This window comes from Rhodanobacter thiooxydans LCS2, from assembly GCF_000264375.1.
GTDB lineage: Bacteria > Pseudomonadota > Gammaproteobacteria > Xanthomonadales > Rhodanobacteraceae > Rhodanobacter > Rhodanobacter thiooxydans.
In genome coordinates this window covers 1-16,338 of sequence record NZ_AJXW01000034.1, presented here as the reverse complement: position 1 = coordinate 16,338, position 16,338 = coordinate 1, and the positions used below count along the sequence as shown (strand labels likewise).

The window sequence follows — 16,338 nt, the reverse complement described above, 5'->3', positions numbered from 1 at the left end:
GGTGGCCAAGGTCATCAAGTAGGTAGAATGCAGGGAATAGGGACGAGGGAATAGGGAATCGGAAAGGCTCGCGACCCGCACTTTCCGGCTCTTCTATTCCCGCTTCCCTATTCCCTATCTCCATTTTTACGCCAGTAGCTCAATTGGCAGAGCAGCGGTCTCCAAAACCGCAGGTTGGGGGTTCGAGTCCCTCCTGGCGTGCCACTTCCCCGAGGACCAAGACGGGTGACGATGGCAGGGTCGGCCGCAAGGCACGGCATGCTGCTGACACCGAGTCGCTAGTGCATGAATACCAAGGCAGAACAGCCCAAGGGCACGAACGCCGCCGACATCGGCAAGCTGGTACTGGCGGGCCTGGTGCTGGCTGCCGGTATCTTTGCCTATTCCTGGTTCGGCCGGGACGGCAGCATTTCATCGTCGATACGCCTGCTGGGCGTGCTGGCCGCATTCGTGGTGGCGTCGGCGATTGCCGCGTTCACCGCGCTGGGCCGACGGGTACGGAACTTCATCGCCGAGTCGCAGTTCGAGATGCGCAAGGTGGTCTGGCCGACCCGCGACGAGACGATCAAGACGACCGGCATCATCATCCTGGTGGTGATCGTGTTGTCGTTGCTGCTGGGTCTTATCGACCTGATCCTGAAGTCGGTCATTCTCGACTGGCTGCTGAAGCTGGGTGGTTGAGGTGAGCATGAGCAAGCGCTGGTACGTGGTGCACGCCTATTCGGGTTTCGAGAACCAGGTGAAGCGTTCCCTCGAGGAGCGCATCAAGCGCGCCGCGATGGAAGAGAAGTTCGGCGAGGTGCTGGTGCCGACCGAGGAAGTGATCGAGATGCGCGGCGGCCAGAAGCGGCGCAGCGATCGCAAGTTCTTCCCGGGCTACGTACTGGTGCAGATCGAGACGAACACCGAGGGCAAGTCGCCCCGGATCGACGACGAGTGCTGGCACCTGATCAAGGAAACCCCGAAGGTGATGGGGTTCATCGGCGGCACCGCCGATCGCCCGCTGCCGATCAAGGACAGTGAGGCCGAGGCCATCCTGAGCCGCGTGCGCGAGGGCGTCGAGAAGCCTCGCCCCAAGGTGCTGTTCGAGCCGGGCGAGATGGTGCGCGTCACCGAGGGTCCGTTCAACGATTTCAACGGTGTGGTCGAGGAAGTCAACTACGAGAAGAGCCGCCTGCGTGTGGCGGTGCTGATCTTCGGTCGTTCGACCCCCGTGGAATTGGAGTTCGGTCAGGTCGAAAAGGCCTGAGTTCGCGAAGGAGCCTGTTCGAGGCTAATCCGCTCGATACCTTCCCCTCTTCTCACCGGCGGGGAAATGGCGCTTCGCCCGGCCGAGGCCCCCTGTCCTTGGATTTCAGCCCGAGGTCATTGCTGGCACGGGGCTTGCTGATGATCCGGTAAATCTCTATACTGCGCGGTTCACGCGGGGTCTTTTTGGCCCGGCGTGTACGCGTTTCGGATCCGCATGAGGCGGGTCTTCCCTCCATCCATGGAACGGTGAACAGCGAGGAGCCGCAAGGCGCCTGGACTCGCGAGGAACATCCAATGGCAAAGAAAGTCGTCGGTTACATCAAGCTGCAGGTCAAGGCCGGTCAGGCCAACCCGTCGCCGCCGGTGGGCCCCGCCCTCGGTCAGCGCGGCCTGAACATCATGGAGTTCTGCAAGGCGTTCAATGCTGCCACGCAGAAGCTGGAGCCGGGTCTGCCGATCCCGACCATCATCACGGCGTACTCCGACCGCAGCTTCACCTTCATCACCAAGACTCCGCCCGCCACCATCCTTCTGAAGAAGGCCACCGGTGTCGCCAAGGGTTCGCAAAAGCCGAACACCGACAAGGTCGGCAAGGTCACCCGCAAGCAGCTGGAAGACATTGCCAAGCAGAAGGAGCCGGATCTGACGGCTGCCGACCTTGACGCCGCGGTGCGCACCATTGCCGGTAGCGCCCGCAGCATGGGCCTGACGGTGGAGGGTTAAGACATGAAGATCACGAAGCGCATGAAGGCCGCGCAGGCCGCGGTGCAGCCGGGCAAGTTCTACGGCCTGGAAGAAGCCCTGAAGATCGTCAAGGACAACGCCAAGGCGAAGTTTGCCGAGTCGGTGGACGTGGCCGTGCGTCTGGGCATCGACGCGAAGAAATCGGACCAGGGCGTGCGTGGTTCCTCGCTGCTGCCGCATGGCACCGGCAAGACCGTCAAAGTCGCGGTGTTCTGCCCGCCGGGCGAGAAGGCCGAGGCCGCCAAGGCCGCCGGTGCCGATGCTGTCGGCATGGACGACCTGGCCGAGCGCATGCAGGGCGGTGATCTCGACTTCGGTCGCGTGATCGCTACGCCGGACGCCATGCGTGTGGTCGGCAAGCTGGGCCAGCTGCTCGGCCCGCGCGGCCTGATGCCGAACCCGAAGGACGGCTCGGTCACCGCCGACGTCGCCACGGCGGTGAAGAACGCCAAGGCCGGCCAGGTGAAGTTCCGCAACGACAAGGCGGGCATCATCCACGCCACCATCGGCAAGGCGAACTTCGAAGCCAGCCAGCTCGCAGACAACCTGAATGCGTTGATCGCCGACCTGCTGAAGGCCAAGCCGGCCACGGCGAAGGGTCAGTTCCTGCAGAAAGTGGCGTTGTCCAGCACGATGGGCGTCGGCGTTGCCGTCGATACCTCGTCGCTGACCATCGCCGCGAAGTAAGAATCAAGTCCCGCACCGGCCAGGTGCCAGTGCGGGCAGTTTTTGAGGGCAGTCCCGGTGTCTGTTGGATGCCGGGACCGCTGTCAAAGACCGCAGGCGCGATCAACGCGCGACGACGACGGGCAGGGAGCTCGGTTTTGGCAGGGAATCGCCGCGTCGCCAACGGGATTGCTTAATCGGGTTTTTCGCGAATTCGGCCTGCGCAGATGGTGCTGCCCCTTCTGGAATCGTTCGATTTGTTCTGGAAAGGCCAACACCCGGGGCACCGCAGTGCCCCCGACGTCACGGAGGGCGTCGCCCAGGACCGCAAGCGGCAGGAGCCGTGAGCGGAGTTCATTTGGAGGAGTGCAATGGCTCTCAATCTGTCTCAGAAGCAAGAAGTAGTCGCCGAACTGGCAGAAGTTGCCGCGAAGGCTCACTCCCTGGTCGCTGCCGAGTATGCGGGCACCACGGTCGCTCAGATGACCGCGATGCGCAAGAAGGCCCGCGAATCCGGCGTGTACTTGCGGGTTGTCAAGAACACGCTGGCGTCGCGCGCCGTGGCCGGTACCGAGTTCGAGGTCGTCAAGGACGCCCTGGTCGGTCCGCTGCTGTACGCATTCTCGACGGAAGAGCCCGGTGCAGCCGGGCGTCTGATCAAGGAATTTGCCAAGGACAACGACAAGCTGAAGGCGAAGCTCGTCTCGGTGGAAGGCAAGCTGCTGCCGGCCGCGCACGTCGACGTGCTGGCCTCGCTGCCGACCCGCGAACAGGCGCTGGCCATGCTGGCCCGCGTACTGGCCGAACCGGCCACGATGTTCGCCCGCGTCGTCAAGGCCGTGGCCGACAAGCAGGGTGGTGGCGAAGTCGCCGCCGAGGCCCCGGCTGAAGCCGAACCCGCCTAAGTTCATCGTCTATCAAATCGAATCCATTTCCAGAGGTAAATGCAATGTCCCTGACCAACGAACAGATCGTTGAAGCCGTCGCCGCCAAGTCGCTGATGGAAGTGATGGACCTGGTGAAGGCCATCGAAGAGAAGTTCGGCGTGACCGCCGCCGCCCCGGTGATGGTTGCCGCAGGCCCGGCCGCTGCCGGCCCGGCCGCCGAAGCGCAGACCGAGTTCGACGTCATCCTGAAGACCGCCGGCGCCAAGAAGGTCGACGTGATCAAGGCTGTCCGCGCGATCACCGGCCTGGGCCTGAAGGAAGCCAAGGACCTCACCGAGGCTGGCGGCGTCCTGAAGGAAGCCGTGTCGAAGGAAGATGCCGAGAAGTTCAAGAAGGACCTCGAAGCCGCCGGCGCCACGGTCGAACTGAAGTAATCGGCGCCCTTGCGCGCCGTCAGTTTGATCTAGCGTCAAGCAAGCCTGGGGGCGCGAGCCCCCGGGCTTTGCCCGTTTGAACGGGAATGGGGAATGGAGAATCGGGATTCGCGAAGGGCGGCGCTGCCGCAGGCTCCGGACGAATCCCGATTCTCGATTCCCGAATCCCTGGCCGGATGGCCTTGCCATCCGGCGAAGCAAGTCTTTCCCATTCAGCCGGTGTGTGCACCACCGGCGCCACTGCGAACCGAGGCGCTACCGATCATGGCCTACTCGTTTACCGAGAAGAAACGCATCCGCAAGGACTTTGGCAAGCGTCCGCCCGTGCTGGGCGTGCCGAACCTGCTGACCATCCAGACTGATTCCTACCGGGAGTTCCTGCAGGAACACGTCGCGCCGAAACAGCGCGCCGACAAGGGTTTGCATGCCGCGTTGAAGTCGGTGTTCCCGATCTCCAGCTATTCGGGCAATGCCGCACTCGAGTACGTCGACTACCGCCTGGGCGAGCCGGCGTTCGACGAGCGCGAGTGCCGCAACCGCGGCATGACCTACGGTGCGCCGCTGCGTACCACCGTGCGCCTGGTCATCTACGACAAGGACAGTCCGGCCTCGAAGAAGGTGGTGAAGTACATCAAGGAGCAGGAGGTCTACATGGGCGAGATCCCGCTCATGACCGACACCGGCACCTTCATCATCAACGGCACCGAGCGCGTGATCGTCTCGCAGCTGCATCGTTCGCCGGGTGTGTTCTTCGACCACGACCGCGGCAAGACGCACAGCTCGGGCAAGCTGTTGTTCTCGGCCCGCGTGATCCCCTACCGCGGCTCCTGGCTGGACTTCGAGTTCGACCCGAAGGACGCGCTGTTCACCCGCATCGACCGCCGCCGCAAGCTGCCGGTGACGGTGCTGCTGCGCGCGCTCGGCTACAACAACGAGGAGATGCTGGGCATCTTCTTCGAGCACAACGTGTTTCATCTGGGCAAGAAGGGCGGCACCACGCTGGAGCTGGTCGCCGAGCGCCTGCGCGGCGAGACGCTCTCCTTCGACCTGGCGATCGGCGGCAAGGTGCTGGTGGAAGCTGGCAAGCGCATCACCGCGCGCCATGTGCGCCAGCTGGCGGCCGAGAACATCACGGCGCTGGAAGTGCCGGACGACTACCCAGTCGGCCGCATCGTGGCCACCGACATCGTCGACGCCAAGACCGGCGAACTGCTGGCCTCGGCCAACGACGAGATCACCGCCGAGCAGCTGGAGAACTTCCGCAAGGCCGGCATCGAAGTCGTGCCAACGCTGTACGTCAACGATCTCGACCGCGGCGCCTACATCTCACACACCCTGCGTATCGACAACACCAAGACGCCGCTGGAGGCGCTGGTGGAGATTTACCGCATGATGCGCCCGGGCGAGCCGCCGACGAAGGACGCTGCGCAGAACCTGTTCTTCAACCTGTTCTTCACCTTCGACCGTTACGACCTGTCGGCGGTCGGCCGGATGAAGTTCAACCGCCGCGTGGGCCGCAAGGAAATCCTCGGCCCGGGCGTGCTGTATGACCACAAGTACTTCAGCGAGCGCAAGGAAGAAGAGTCGCAGCGGCTGGTCAAGGAGCAGGGCGAATCGTCCGACATCCTCGACGTGCTGAAGGTGCTGATCGACATCAAGAACGGCCACGGCACCGTGGACGACATCGACCACCTGGGCAACCGTCGCGTGCGTTCGGTCGGCGAGATGGCCGAGAACACCTTCCGCATCGGCCTGGTGCGCGTCGAGCGCGCGGTGCGCGAACGCCTGTCGCTGGCCGAGGCCGATGGCCTGACCCCGCAGGATCTGATCAACGCGAAGCCGGTCGCGGCCGCAGTGAAGGAGTTCTTCGGCTCCTCGCAGCTGTCCCAGTTCATGGACCAGAACAACCCGCTGTCGGAAGTGACGCACAAGCGCCGCGTCTCCGCGCTGGGGCCGGGCGGCCTGACCCGCGAACGCGCCGGCTTCGAAGTGCGCGACGTGCACCCGACCCACTACGGCCGCGTGTGCACCATCGAGACGCCGGAAGGCCCGAATATCGGCCTGATCAACTCGCTGGCCGTGTACGCCCGCACCAATGCCTATGGCTTCCTCGAGACGCCGTACCGCAAGGTCGCCAACAGCAAGGTCACCGACAAGGTCGACTACCTGTCGGCGATCGAGGAAGGCGACCACGTGATCGCGCAGGCGAACTCGCCGCTGGACAAGCACGGCGTCTTCATCGAGGACTTCGTGTCCTGCCGTTTCCGCGGCGAGTCCGAGCTGCGCCCGGCTGCCGAGGTCGACTACATGGACGTCTCGCCGATGCAGACAGTGTCGGTCGCCGCGGCGCTGGTGCCGTTCCTGGAGCATGACGATGCGAACCGCGCGCTGATGGGCGCGAACATGCAGCGCCAGGCCGTGCCGACGCTGCGTTCGCAGACCCCGCTGGTCGGTACCGGCATCGAGCGCGCGGTGGCGCGCGACTCCGGTGTCATCGTCTCCGCCAAGCGCGGCGGCGTGATCGACCAGGTCGACGCGGCGCGCATCGTGGTGCGCGTGAACGAGGAGGAGGTCGGCGGCAACGACGCCGGCGTCGATATCTACACGCTGACCAAGTACACCCGCTCCAACCAGAATACCAACCTCAACCAGCGCCCGCTGGTGAACGTCGGTGACGTGGTGGCGAAGGGCGACACGCTGGCCGACGGCTCGTCGACCGATCTGGGCGAGCTCGCGCTCGGCCAGAATATGTTGATCGCCTTCATGCCGTGGAACGGCTACAACTTCGAAGACTCGATCCTGCTCTCCGAGCGCGTCGTGCAGGAAGACCGCTACACCTCGATCCACATCGAGGAGCTGTCCTGCATCGCGCGCGACACCAAGCTGGGCGCTGAGGAAATCACCGCCGACATCCCGAACGTGGGTGAGCAGGCGCTGGCGCGCCTCGACGAGTCCGGCATCGTGTACATCGGTGCCGAGGTGAAGGCCGGCGACATCATGGTCGGCAAGGTCACGCCCAAGGGCGAGAGCCAGCTGACGCCGGAAGAGAAGCTGCTGCGCGCGATCTTCGGCGAGAAGGCGTCCGACGTGAAGGACTCGTCCTTGCGTGTGCCCCCGGGCATGGACGGCACCGTCATCGACGTGCAGGTGTTTACCCGCGACGGCATCGAGAAGGACAAGCGCGCCAAGCAGATCGAGGAAACCGAGGTCAAGCGGGTGCGCAAGGATCTGGACGACCAGTTCCGCATCCTCGAAGGCGCGATCTACAGCCGCATGCGTACCCAACTGGTCGGCAAGTCCGCGATGAGCGGCCCGGGCGGCCTGAAGCGCGGAGCCGAGATCACCGACGCCTACCTCGACGGCCTGAAGAAGGACGACTGGTTCAAGGTCAACGTCAAGGATGAGGACGTCACCGAGTTCCTCGAGCGTGCCGCCGAGCAGATCAAGCGTCACAAGGAAGAGTTCGACAAGCGCTTCAAGGAGAAGCAGGGCAAGATCACCCAGGGCGACGACCTCGCGCCGGGCGTGCTGAAGATGGTCAAGGTATTCCTGGCCGTGAAGCGCCGCATCCAGCCGGGCGACAAGATGGCCGGCCGCCACGGCAACAAGGGCGTGGTGTCCAACGTGGTGCCGGTGGAGGACATGCCGTACATGGCCAACGGCGAGGCGGTGGATATCTGCCTGAACCCGCTGGGTGTGCCGTCGCGCATGAACATCGGGCAGATTCTCGAGGTGCATCTGGGCTGGGCCGCCAAGGGCCTGGGCAAGAAGATCCAGAAGATGATCGAGGCGCAGGAGAAGGTGGCCGAGATCCGCAAGTTCCTCGACCAGATCTACAACACCCACGTCGCCGGTGCCGTGCAGCACGTCGATCTGAAGTCGCTCACCGACAAGGAGATCTTCGCGCTCGCTACCAACCTGCAGGAAGGCGTGCCGATGGCGACGCCGGTGTTCGACGGTGCGGAAGAGACCGAGATCAAGGCGATGCTGAAGCTGGCTGATCTGCCGGAATCCGGTCAGACCATGCTGTTCGACGGCCGCACTGGCGAGTCGTTCGATCGCCCGGTCACTGTCGGCTACATGCATTACCTGAAGCTCAACCACCTGGTCGACGACAAGATGCACGCGCGTTCCACCGGCCCGTACTCGCTGGTCACCCAGCAGCCGCTGGGCGGCAAGGCGCAGTTCGGCGGCCAGCGCTTCGGCGAGATGGAAGTGTGGGCGCTGGAAGCCTATGGCGCGGCCTACACCCTGCAGGAAATGCTGACGGTGAAGTCCGACGACGTGCAGGGCCGCAACCAGATGTACAAGAACATTGTCGACGGCAACCACGAAATGTCCGCGGGCATGCCGGAGTCCTTCAACGTGCTGGTGAAGGAAATCCGCTCGCTCGCCATCGACATCGATCTGGAAGAGGTCAAGTGATTTGGCAAGGGAGTAGGGAATAGGGAACAGGGAGTCGCCAAGGCACGAAACATCGCCGCGACCCCGCCCCTCCATTCCCCGCTCTTCCCATTCCCGATTCTCCATTCCCTATTCCCGATCTTTCGGAGACTCAAATGAAAGACTTGCTCAACCTCTTCAACCAGCAGCGCACGACGCCGGATTTCGACGCGATCAAGATCGCGCTCGCCTCGCCGGAGCTGATCCGCTCGTGGTCGTACGGCGAAGTGAAGAAGCCGGAGACGATCAACTACCGCACCTTCAAGCCCGAACGCGACGGCCTGTTCTGCGCTGCGATCTTCGGCCCGGTGAAGGACTACGAGTGCCTGTGTGGCAAGTACAAGCGCATGAAGCACCGCGGCGTGGTGTGCGAGAAGTGCGGTACCGAGGTAACGCTGGCCAAGGTGCGCCGCGAGCGCATGGGCCACATCGAGCTGGCCAGCCCGACCGCGCACATCTGGTTCCTGAAGTCGCTGCCCTCGCGCATCGGCCTGATGCTGGACATGACCCTGCGCGACATCGAGCGCATCCTGTACTTCGAAGCCTTCGTGGTGATCGATCCGGGCATGACCGCGCTCGAGCGCGGCCAGCTGCTCAGCGAGGATCAGTACCTGGAAGCGACCGAGGAGCACGGCGACGAGTTCGACGCGCGGATGGGCGCCGAGGCGGTGTTCCACCTGCTGAAATCGCTCGACCTGCCGGGCGAAGTCATCCGCCTGAAGGAAGAGATCGCCTCCACCAATTCCGAGACCAAGCTGAAGCGCCTCACCAAGCGCGTCAAGCTGATCGAGGCGTTCCTGGAGTCCGGCAACAAGCCGGAGTGGATGGTGCTGACCGTGCTGCCCGTGCTGCCGCCGGACCTGCGTCCGCTGGTGCCGCTGGACGGCGGTCGCTTCGCCACCTCCGACCTGAATGATCTGTACCGCCGCGTCATCAACCGCAACAACCGCCTGAAGCGGCTGCTCGAACTCAACGCGCCGGACATCATCGTGCGCAACGAGAAGCGCATGCTGCAGGAGTCGGTCGACGCGCTGCTCGACAACGGTCGCCGCGGCCGTGCCATCACCGGCACCAACAAGCGCGCGCTGAAGTCGCTCGCCGACATGATCAAGGGCAAGCAGGGCCGCTTCCGCCAGAACCTGCTCGGCAAGCGCGTGGACTACTCCGGCCGTTCGGTGATCGTGGTCGGCCCGACCCTGCGCCTGCACCAGTGCGGCCTGCCGAAGAAGATGGCGCTGGAGCTGTTCAAGCCGTTCATCTTCGCCAAGCTGCAGGCGCGTGGCGAAGCCACCACCATCAAGGCGGCGAAGAAGCTGGTCGAGCGCGAAGAGGCCCAGGTGTGGGACATCCTCGAAGAGGTGATCCGCGAACACCCGGTGCTGCTGAACCGTGCGCCGACGCTGCATCGCCTGGGCATCCAGGCGTTCGAGCCGAAGTTGATCGAAGGCAAGGCGATCCAGCTGCATCCGCTGGTCTGCACCGCGTTCAACGCGGACTTCGACGGCGACCAGATGGCCGTGCACGTGCCGCTGTCGATCGAGGCGCAGCTGGAAGCGCGCACGCTGATGATGTCGTCCAACAACATCCTGTCGCCCGCCAACGGCGAGCCGATCATCGTGCCGACCCAGGACGTGGTGCTGGGCCTGTACTACATGACGCGTGAGCTGATCAATGCCAAGGGCACCGGCATGGTGTTCTCCGGCATTTCGGAGGCGCGCCGCGCCTACGACAACCGTGCGGTCGAGCTGCATGCCCGGGTCAAGGTGCGCCTGAAGCAGGTGAGCATTGCCGATGACGGCACGCGCACCAGCGAGACCCGGCTGGTCGAGACCACGGTCGGTCGCGCGCTGCTGGCCGAGATCCTGCCGGAGGGCCTGCCGTTCGAGCTGGCCAACACCGAGCTGACCAAGAAGAACATCTCGCGGCTGATCAACTCGAGCTATCGCCGGCTGGGCCTGAAGGAAACCGTGGTGTTCGCCGACAAGCTGATGTACACCGGCTACCGGTTCGCCACGCGCGCGGGCATCTCGATCGGCATCGACGACATGCTGATCCCGAGCGAGAAGAAGACCATCCTCGACGAGGCCGAGAAGGAAGTCGTCGAGATCCAGCAGCAGTACCAGTCGGGCCTGGTCACCGCCGGCGAGCGCTACAACAAGGTGGTCGACATCTGGTCGCGCACCAGCGAGCAGGTGGCCAAGGCGATGATCGACGGCATCGGCACCGAGAAGGTGGTCGATGCCGAAGGCAAGACGGTCAGCCAGAAGTCGATGAACTCGCTGTACATCATGGCCGACTCCGGCGCGCGCGGCTCGGTGGCGCAGATCCGCCAGCTGGCCGGCATGCGCGGCCTGATGGCGCGTCCGGACGGCTCGATCATCGAGACGCCGATCAAGGCCAACTTCCGCGAAGGCCTGAACGTGCTGCAGTACTTCAACTCGACCCACGGCGCCCGCAAGGGCTTGGCGGATACCGCGCTGAAGACCGCCAACTCCGGTTACCTGACCCGCCGCCTGGTCGATGTGGCTCAGGACGTGGTCGTCACCATGGACGACTGCGGTACCGAGGACGGTGTCACCATGCAGCCGATCGTCGAGGGCGGCGACGTGGTCGAGCCGTTGCGCGACCGCGTGCTCGGCCGCGTGGTGGTCGAGGACGTCTACGCCCCCGGCGACGACGACCGCCCGATCGTCACCCGCGACACCCTGCTCAACGAAGCCCTGGTCGAGAAGCTCGACAAGGCCGGCGTGCAGATCGTCAAGGTGCGTTCGCCGATCACCTGCGAAGCCGTCCACGGCGTGTGCAAGCTGTGCTACGGCCGCGACCTGGCCCGTGGCCACCTGGTCAACATGGGCGAGGCCGTGGGCGTGGTCGCCGCGCAGTCGATCGGCGAACCGGGCACCCAGCTGACCATGCGTACCTTCCACATCGGCGGCGCGGCTTCGCGTGCGGCAGCGGTGGACAACGTGACGGTGAAGACCACCGGCTCGCTGAAGTTCAACAACCTGAAGTCGGTGCAGCACAAGCAGGGCAATCTGGTGGCGGTGTCGCGTTCGGGCGAACTGAGCGTGATCGACGCCAGCGGGCGCGAGCGCGAGCGCTACAAGGTGCCGTACGGCGCCGTTATCGCGGTCAAGGACGGCGCACCGGTCAAGCCCGGCCAGACCGTGGCGAACTGGGATCCGCATACCCACCCGATCGTCACCGAGGTGGCGGGCGTGGTGCGCTTCATCGACTTCCTCGATGGCGTCACCGTGCAGAGCCAGACCGACGAGTTGACCGGCCTGGAGTCGGCGGTGGTCACCGATCCGAAGCGGCGCGGCGCGCAGGCGAAGGATCTGCGCCCGATCGTGCGCCTGGAAGACGCCAAGGGCCGCGAGCTGAAGCTGCCGGGCACGGACATCGCCGCGCAGTACTTCCTGCCGGCTGGTGCGATCGTGTCGATCCAGAACGGCGCCGAGGTGGGCGTGGGCGACGTGATCGCGCGCATTCCGCAGGAAACCTCCAAGACCCGCGACATCACCGGTGGTCTGCCGCGCGTGGCCGACCTGTTCGAGGCGCGCAAGCCGAAGGAACCGGCGATCCTGGCCGAGCGCTCCGGCATCGTCAGCTTCGGCAAGGACACCAAGGGCAAGCAGCGTCTGATCATCAAGGACGCCGACGGCAACGAGCACGAGGAGCTGATTCCGAAGTGGCGTCAGGTCATCGTGTTCGAGGGCGAACATGTGGAGAAGGGCGAGACCGTCGTCGACGGCGAGCCCAACCCGCATGACATCCTGCGCCTGCTGGGCGTGGAGCCGCTGGCCACGTATCTGGTCAAGGAAATCCAGGACGTGTATCGCCTGCAGGGCGTGAAGATCAATGACAAGCACATCGAGGCAATCATTCGCCAGATGCTGCGCAAGGTCGAGATCGTCGAGCCGGGCGACAGCCACTACCTGCGCGGCGAGCAGGTCGAGCGCGTGCGGATCAACGGCGAGAACGAGCGGGCGACCGCCAAGGGCGAGCATCCGGCGGATTACCAGTCGGTGCTGCTGGGCATCACCAAGGCGTCGCTGGCGACCGAATCGTTCATCTCGGCGGCCTCGTTCCAGGAGACCACCCGCGTCCTGACCGAGGCGGCGGTTCGTGGCACCCGTGACACCTTGCGTGGCCTGAAGGAAAATGTTATTGTCGGCCGTCTTATTCCGGCAGGCACGGGTTTGGCGTACCACGCATCGCGTCGTCGCCAGGGCGGTTTGACCGCCACGGAGCTGGAGACCCTTTCCGGTTCCACGCCTGCAGTCTCGTTTGCGGAGGCTCCAGCCGGTGGTGCAAACGGTGTCGAGTAAACCCGTACGGGGTGCTGCTCGCTGACATACGAAATGAGGTGCAGGGACGCACCTCGTGTTCGGGTCCAGGACGGCTGAGCATTGGCTTGCCTAGAGTGGGCCGCTCATGTTAAATTCCCGCTTCTTGGCAGACCGAGCTTATTCGGGCTGCCTTTATGTTTTCAGGAATAGCTTCGCATGACGACAGTCAACCAGTTGGTGCGCAAAAACCGCAGCCCGAAGACCTACAAGAGTGGGTCGCCCGCCCTGCAGAGCAGCCCGCAGCGTCGCGGCGTCTGCACGCGCGTTTACACGACCACTCCGAAGAAGCCGAACTCGGCCCTGCGCAAGGTTGCCAAGGTGCGCCTGACCAACGGTTTCGAGGTCATCAGCTACATCGGTGGCGAAGGCCACAACCTGCAGGAGCACTCGGTGGTGCTGATCCGCGGCGGTCGCGTCAAGGACCTGCCGGGTGTGCGTTATCACACAGTACGCGGCAGCCTCGACTGCGCCGGCGTCACCAAGCGCCGCCAGTCGCGCTCGAAGTACGGCGCCAAGCGCCCGAAGAAATAATGTCATGCGGCCTTTGCTGGCCGCTTTTCAAGCGGGCAGGAATGTCCGCCAAAATAACGGACAACAAACATGTCGCGTAAAGGTTCACATCCCGCCCGTCTGGTTTTGCCCGATCCCAAGCACGGCAGCCAGCTGATCGCCCGCTTCATCAACATGGTGATGAAGAGCGGAAAGAAGTCGGTCGCCGAAAGCATCGTCTACGGCGCGCTGCAGCAAATCGGCGAGAAGAACGCCGAGCCGGTGGCCCTGGTCGAGAAGGCGCTGAACAATATTGCTCCGGCGGTCGAGGTAAAATCCCGTCGTGTCGGTGGCGCCACCTATCAGGTGCCGGTTGAGGTACGCCCGGGCCGCCGCATGGCGCTGGCGATACGTTGGGTCATTGATGCTGCCCGCAAGCGTGGCGAGACCTCGATGCCGCGCAAGCTGGCTGCCGAGCTGCTGGAGGCTTCAGAGAGCCGCGGCGGCGCTGTCAAGAAGCGTGAAGAGACGCACCGCATGGCCGAGGCCAACAAGGCCTTCTCGCACTACCGCTGGTAAGCGGCGTTGCCTTGGCCGTCGTCCTGACGGCCAAGGGCATTCCGCCACACTTGGCGGAACTCGGCCCGGGCCGCACCAGATGGCGGCAAGGGCATCCCGCCATATCGGGCGGACTCTCAAACGGAACGCGACCCGGATGGTCGCGCTAATCAGGGCAGGGTGCCCGGCAAAGGTATACATCCATGGCACGCACCACTCCTATCGAGCGCTACCGCAACTTCGGCATCATGGCCCACATCGATGCGGGCAAGACCACGACCACGGAGCGCATCCTGTTCTACACCGGCGTCTCGCACAAGATCGGCGAGGTGCACGACGGTGCAGCCACGATGGACTGGATGGAGCAGGAGCAGGAGCGCGGTATCACCATCACTTCCGCCGCCACCACGGCGTTCTGGAAGGGCATGGATGGTTCGATGGACCAGCACCGCTTCAACATCATCGACACCCCGGGACACGTGGACTTCACCATCGAGGTGGAGCGTTCGCTGCGCGTGCTCGACGGCGCGGTATTCGTGTTGTGCGCGGTCGGCGGCGTGCAGCCGCAGTCCGAAACGGTGTGGCGTCAGGCCAACAAGTACAAGGTGCCGCGCCTTGCGTTCGTCAACAAGATGGACCGCACCGGTGCCAACTTCGACAAGGTCGTGGGTCAGCTGAAGTCGCGTCTGGGTGCGCACCCGGTGCCAATGGTGGTGCCGATCGGCGCCGAGGACGGCTTCGAGGGCGTGGTCGACCTGCTCAAGATGAAGTCGATCATCTGGGACATGGCATCCCAGGGCATGAAGTTCGACTATCAGGACATCCCGGCCAACCTCAAGGACAAGGCTGACGAGGCGCACAGCTTCATGGTCGAGTCTGCGGCCGAAGCCACCGAGGAGCTGATGAACAAGTACCTCGAGGGGGGCTCCCTCAGCGAGGACGAGATCATCGCGGGCTTGCGCCAGCGCACGCTGGCCAGCGAAATCATCCCGGTCTACTGCGGCACCGCGTTCAAGAACAAGGGCGTGCAGGCGATGCTGGACGCGGTGGTGCACCTGCTGCCGTCGCCGGTCGACCGCCCGCCGGTGGCTGGCATGGACGAGAACGAGCACGAGGCAACCCGCAAGGCGGACGACGCCGTGCCGTTCTCTGCGCTTGCGTTCAAGATCATGACCGATCCGTTCGTCGGTTCGCTGACCTTCTTCCGCGTCTACTCGGGCGTGCTGAATGCCGGCGATGCCGTCTACAACCCGGTGAAGTCGAAGAAGGAGCGCATCGGCCGCATCCTGCAGATGCACGCGAACGATCGTCAGGAGCTGAAGGAAGTCCGCGCGGGCGACATCGCCGCCGCGGTCGGCCTGAAGGACGTGACGACCGGCGACACGCTGTGCGCGCAGGATCACGTCATCACTCTGGAGCGCATGACCTTCCCGGAGCCGGTGATTTCGATGGCGGTCGAGCCGAAGACCAAGTCCGACCAGGAAAAGATGGGCGTCGCGCTCGGCCGTCTGGCCGCCGAGGATCCGTCGTTCCGCGTGCGCACGGACGAGGAGTCGGGCCAGACGATCATCTCGGGCATGGGTGAGCTGCACCTGGACATCCTGGTCGATCGCATGAGGCGCGAGTTCAACGTCGAGGCCAATGTCGGCAAGCCGCAGGTGGCCTACCGCGAGACGATCCGCAGCAGCGACGTGAAGTCCGACTACAAGCATGCCAAGCAGTCCGGCGGCAAGGGCCAGTACGGCCACGTGGTGATCGAGATGTCGCCGATCAGCGCCGCCGATCGCGCCGACGAGAAGCTCGCTCCGATGATCAAGGACGACTTCCTGTTCATCAACGACATCACCGGCGGCGTGATCCCGAAGGAATTCATCCCCTCGGTCGAAAAGGGTCTGCGCGAAACCATCACCAGCGGGCCGCTGGCGGGCTTCCCGGTGGTGGGCGTCAAGGTGAAGCTGGTGTTCGGCTCCTACCACGACGTCGACTCGTCCGAAATGGCGTTCAAGCTGGCCGCCTCGATGGCGTTCAAGCAGGGCTTCAACAAGGCTTCGCCGGTGCTGCTCGAACCGATCATGAAGGTCGAGGTGGTGACGCCGGAAGACTACGTGGGTGACGTGATGGGCGACATGAGCCGTCGCCGCGGCATTCTGCGCGGCCAGGAAGATACGCCGTCGGGCAAGACCATCGACGCGTTCGTGCCGCTGGGCGAGATGTTCGGTTACGCGACCACGATCCGTTCGCTGACCCAGGGACGTGCCACTTTCACGATGGAGTTCGACCACTACGCCGAGGCGCCGAACAACATCGCCGAGCAGGTCATGAAGAAGGCGTGACTTGCTCGATCTTCCTGATCGCAACGGCAAGGATCAGGAAGCGGCCATCCATGGCCGCACTTTCAAAAGAAGCGGCCATTCGGGGCGCATCATCAAATAAGTTCTCTCAGAGGTCTGAGTCATGGCAAAGGGTAAATTCGAACGCACCAAGCCGCACGTGAACGTCGGCACGATTGGTCAC

11 protein-coding genes and 1 tRNA gene are annotated in these 16,338 nt (G+C 64.2%); all 12 read left to right on the top strand.

The features are described 5' to 3' along the window. Nucleotides 1-128 precede the first annotated feature (128 nt). The 12 genes from UUA_RS07200 to fusA all read left to right on the top strand — a co-directional run bounded on the left by UUA_RS07200 (nt 129) and on the right by fusA (nt 16,157). Nucleotides 129-204, top strand: a tRNA-Trp gene (locus UUA_RS07200). An 81-nt stretch (nt 205-285) separates the two neighbouring features. Next, nucleotides 286-681 carry a preprotein translocase subunit SecE gene (gene secE, locus UUA_RS07195; RefSeq protein ID WP_007514528.1) on the top strand — a complete coding sequence of 132 codons (396 nt, stop codon included), beginning with the start codon at nt 286-288 and terminating at the stop codon, nt 679-681. Nucleotides 682-688: 7 nt separating this feature from the next. Further along, entirely contained in the window at nt 689-1,249 is a 561-nt protein-coding gene (nusG, locus tag UUA_RS07190) for a transcription termination/antitermination protein NusG (protein WP_008435503.1), read from the top strand. Between the two features lie 296 nt (nt 1,250-1,545). Continuing rightward, nucleotides 1,546-1,974 (top strand): 50S ribosomal protein L11, encoded by a 429-nt coding sequence (rplK, locus tag UUA_RS07185; RefSeq protein WP_007514532.1) that lies wholly within the window; start codon nt 1,546-1,548, stop codon nt 1,972-1,974. Between the two features lie 3 nt (nt 1,975-1,977). Beyond that, entirely contained in the window at nt 1,978-2,682 is a 705-nt protein-coding gene (gene rplA / locus UUA_RS07180) for a 50S ribosomal protein L1 (protein ID WP_007514534.1), read from the top strand. Between the two features lie 350 nt (nt 2,683-3,032). After that, the gene (gene rplJ / locus UUA_RS07175) at nt 3,033-3,566 is read left to right on the top strand and encodes a 50S ribosomal protein L10 (RefSeq protein WP_007514535.1); all 534 of its coding nucleotides are present in this window, start codon (nt 3,033-3,035) and stop codon (nt 3,564-3,566) included. Nucleotides 3,567-3,610: 44 nt separating this feature from the next. Further along, a complete protein-coding gene (gene rplL / locus UUA_RS07170) occupies nt 3,611-3,982 on the top strand; it encodes a 50S ribosomal protein L7/L12 (RefSeq protein WP_007514537.1) in 372 nt (123 codons plus the stop codon). A 261-nt stretch (nt 3,983-4,243) separates the two neighbouring features. Next, the gene (rpoB, locus tag UUA_RS07165; RefSeq protein ID WP_193385126.1) at nt 4,244-8,407 is read left to right on the top strand and encodes a DNA-directed RNA polymerase subunit beta; all 4,164 of its coding nucleotides are present in this window, start codon (nt 4,244-4,246) and stop codon (nt 8,405-8,407) included. A gap of 134 nt (nt 8,408-8,541) precedes the next feature. Continuing rightward, entirely contained in the window at nt 8,542-12,756 is a 4,215-nt protein-coding gene (rpoC, locus tag UUA_RS07160; RefSeq protein WP_008435497.1) for a DNA-directed RNA polymerase subunit beta', read from the top strand. Between the two features lie 177 nt (nt 12,757-12,933). After that, a complete protein-coding gene (gene rpsL / locus UUA_RS07155) occupies nt 12,934-13,308 on the top strand; it encodes a 30S ribosomal protein S12 (RefSeq protein ID WP_007083021.1) in 375 nt (124 codons plus the stop codon). A 69-nt stretch (nt 13,309-13,377) separates the two neighbouring features. After that, nucleotides 13,378-13,845 carry a 30S ribosomal protein S7 gene (rpsG, locus tag UUA_RS07150; RefSeq protein WP_008435496.1) on the top strand — a complete coding sequence of 156 codons (468 nt, stop codon included), beginning with the start codon at nt 13,378-13,380 and terminating at the stop codon, nt 13,843-13,845. A 182-nt stretch (nt 13,846-14,027) separates the two neighbouring features. Further along, a complete protein-coding gene (gene fusA / locus UUA_RS07145; RefSeq protein ID WP_008435495.1) occupies nt 14,028-16,157 on the top strand; it encodes an elongation factor G in 2,130 nt (709 codons plus the stop codon). Nucleotides 16,158-16,338: the final 181 nt, after the last annotated feature.

Excerpts from the sequence above, each read along its gene's own strand:
- secE (WP_007514528.1), top strand. The coding sequence starts at position 286 with ATGAATACCAAGGCAGAACAGCCCAAGGGCACGAACGCCGCCGACATC.
- nusG (WP_008435503.1), top strand. The coding sequence starts at position 689 with ATGAGCAAGCGCTGGTACGTGGTGCACGCCTATTCGGGTTTCGAGAAC.
- rplK (WP_007514532.1), top strand. The coding sequence starts at position 1,546 with ATGGCAAAGAAAGTCGTCGGTTACATCAAGCTGCAGGTCAAGGCCGGT.
- rplA (WP_007514534.1), top strand. The coding sequence starts at position 1,978 with ATGAAGATCACGAAGCGCATGAAGGCCGCGCAGGCCGCGGTGCAGCCG.
- rplJ (WP_007514535.1), top strand. The coding sequence starts at position 3,033 with ATGGCTCTCAATCTGTCTCAGAAGCAAGAAGTAGTCGCCGAACTGGCA.
- rplL (WP_007514537.1), top strand. The coding sequence starts at position 3,611 with ATGTCCCTGACCAACGAACAGATCGTTGAAGCCGTCGCCGCCAAGTCG.
- rpoC (WP_008435497.1), top strand. The coding sequence starts at position 8,542 with ATGAAAGACTTGCTCAACCTCTTCAACCAGCAGCGCACGACGCCGGAT.
- rpsL (WP_007083021.1), top strand. The coding sequence starts at position 12,934 with ATGACGACAGTCAACCAGTTGGTGCGCAAAAACCGCAGCCCGAAGACC.
- rpsG (WP_008435496.1), top strand. The coding sequence starts at position 13,378 with ATGTCGCGTAAAGGTTCACATCCCGCCCGTCTGGTTTTGCCCGATCCC.
- fusA (WP_008435495.1), top strand. The coding sequence starts at position 14,028 with ATGGCACGCACCACTCCTATCGAGCGCTACCGCAACTTCGGCATCATG.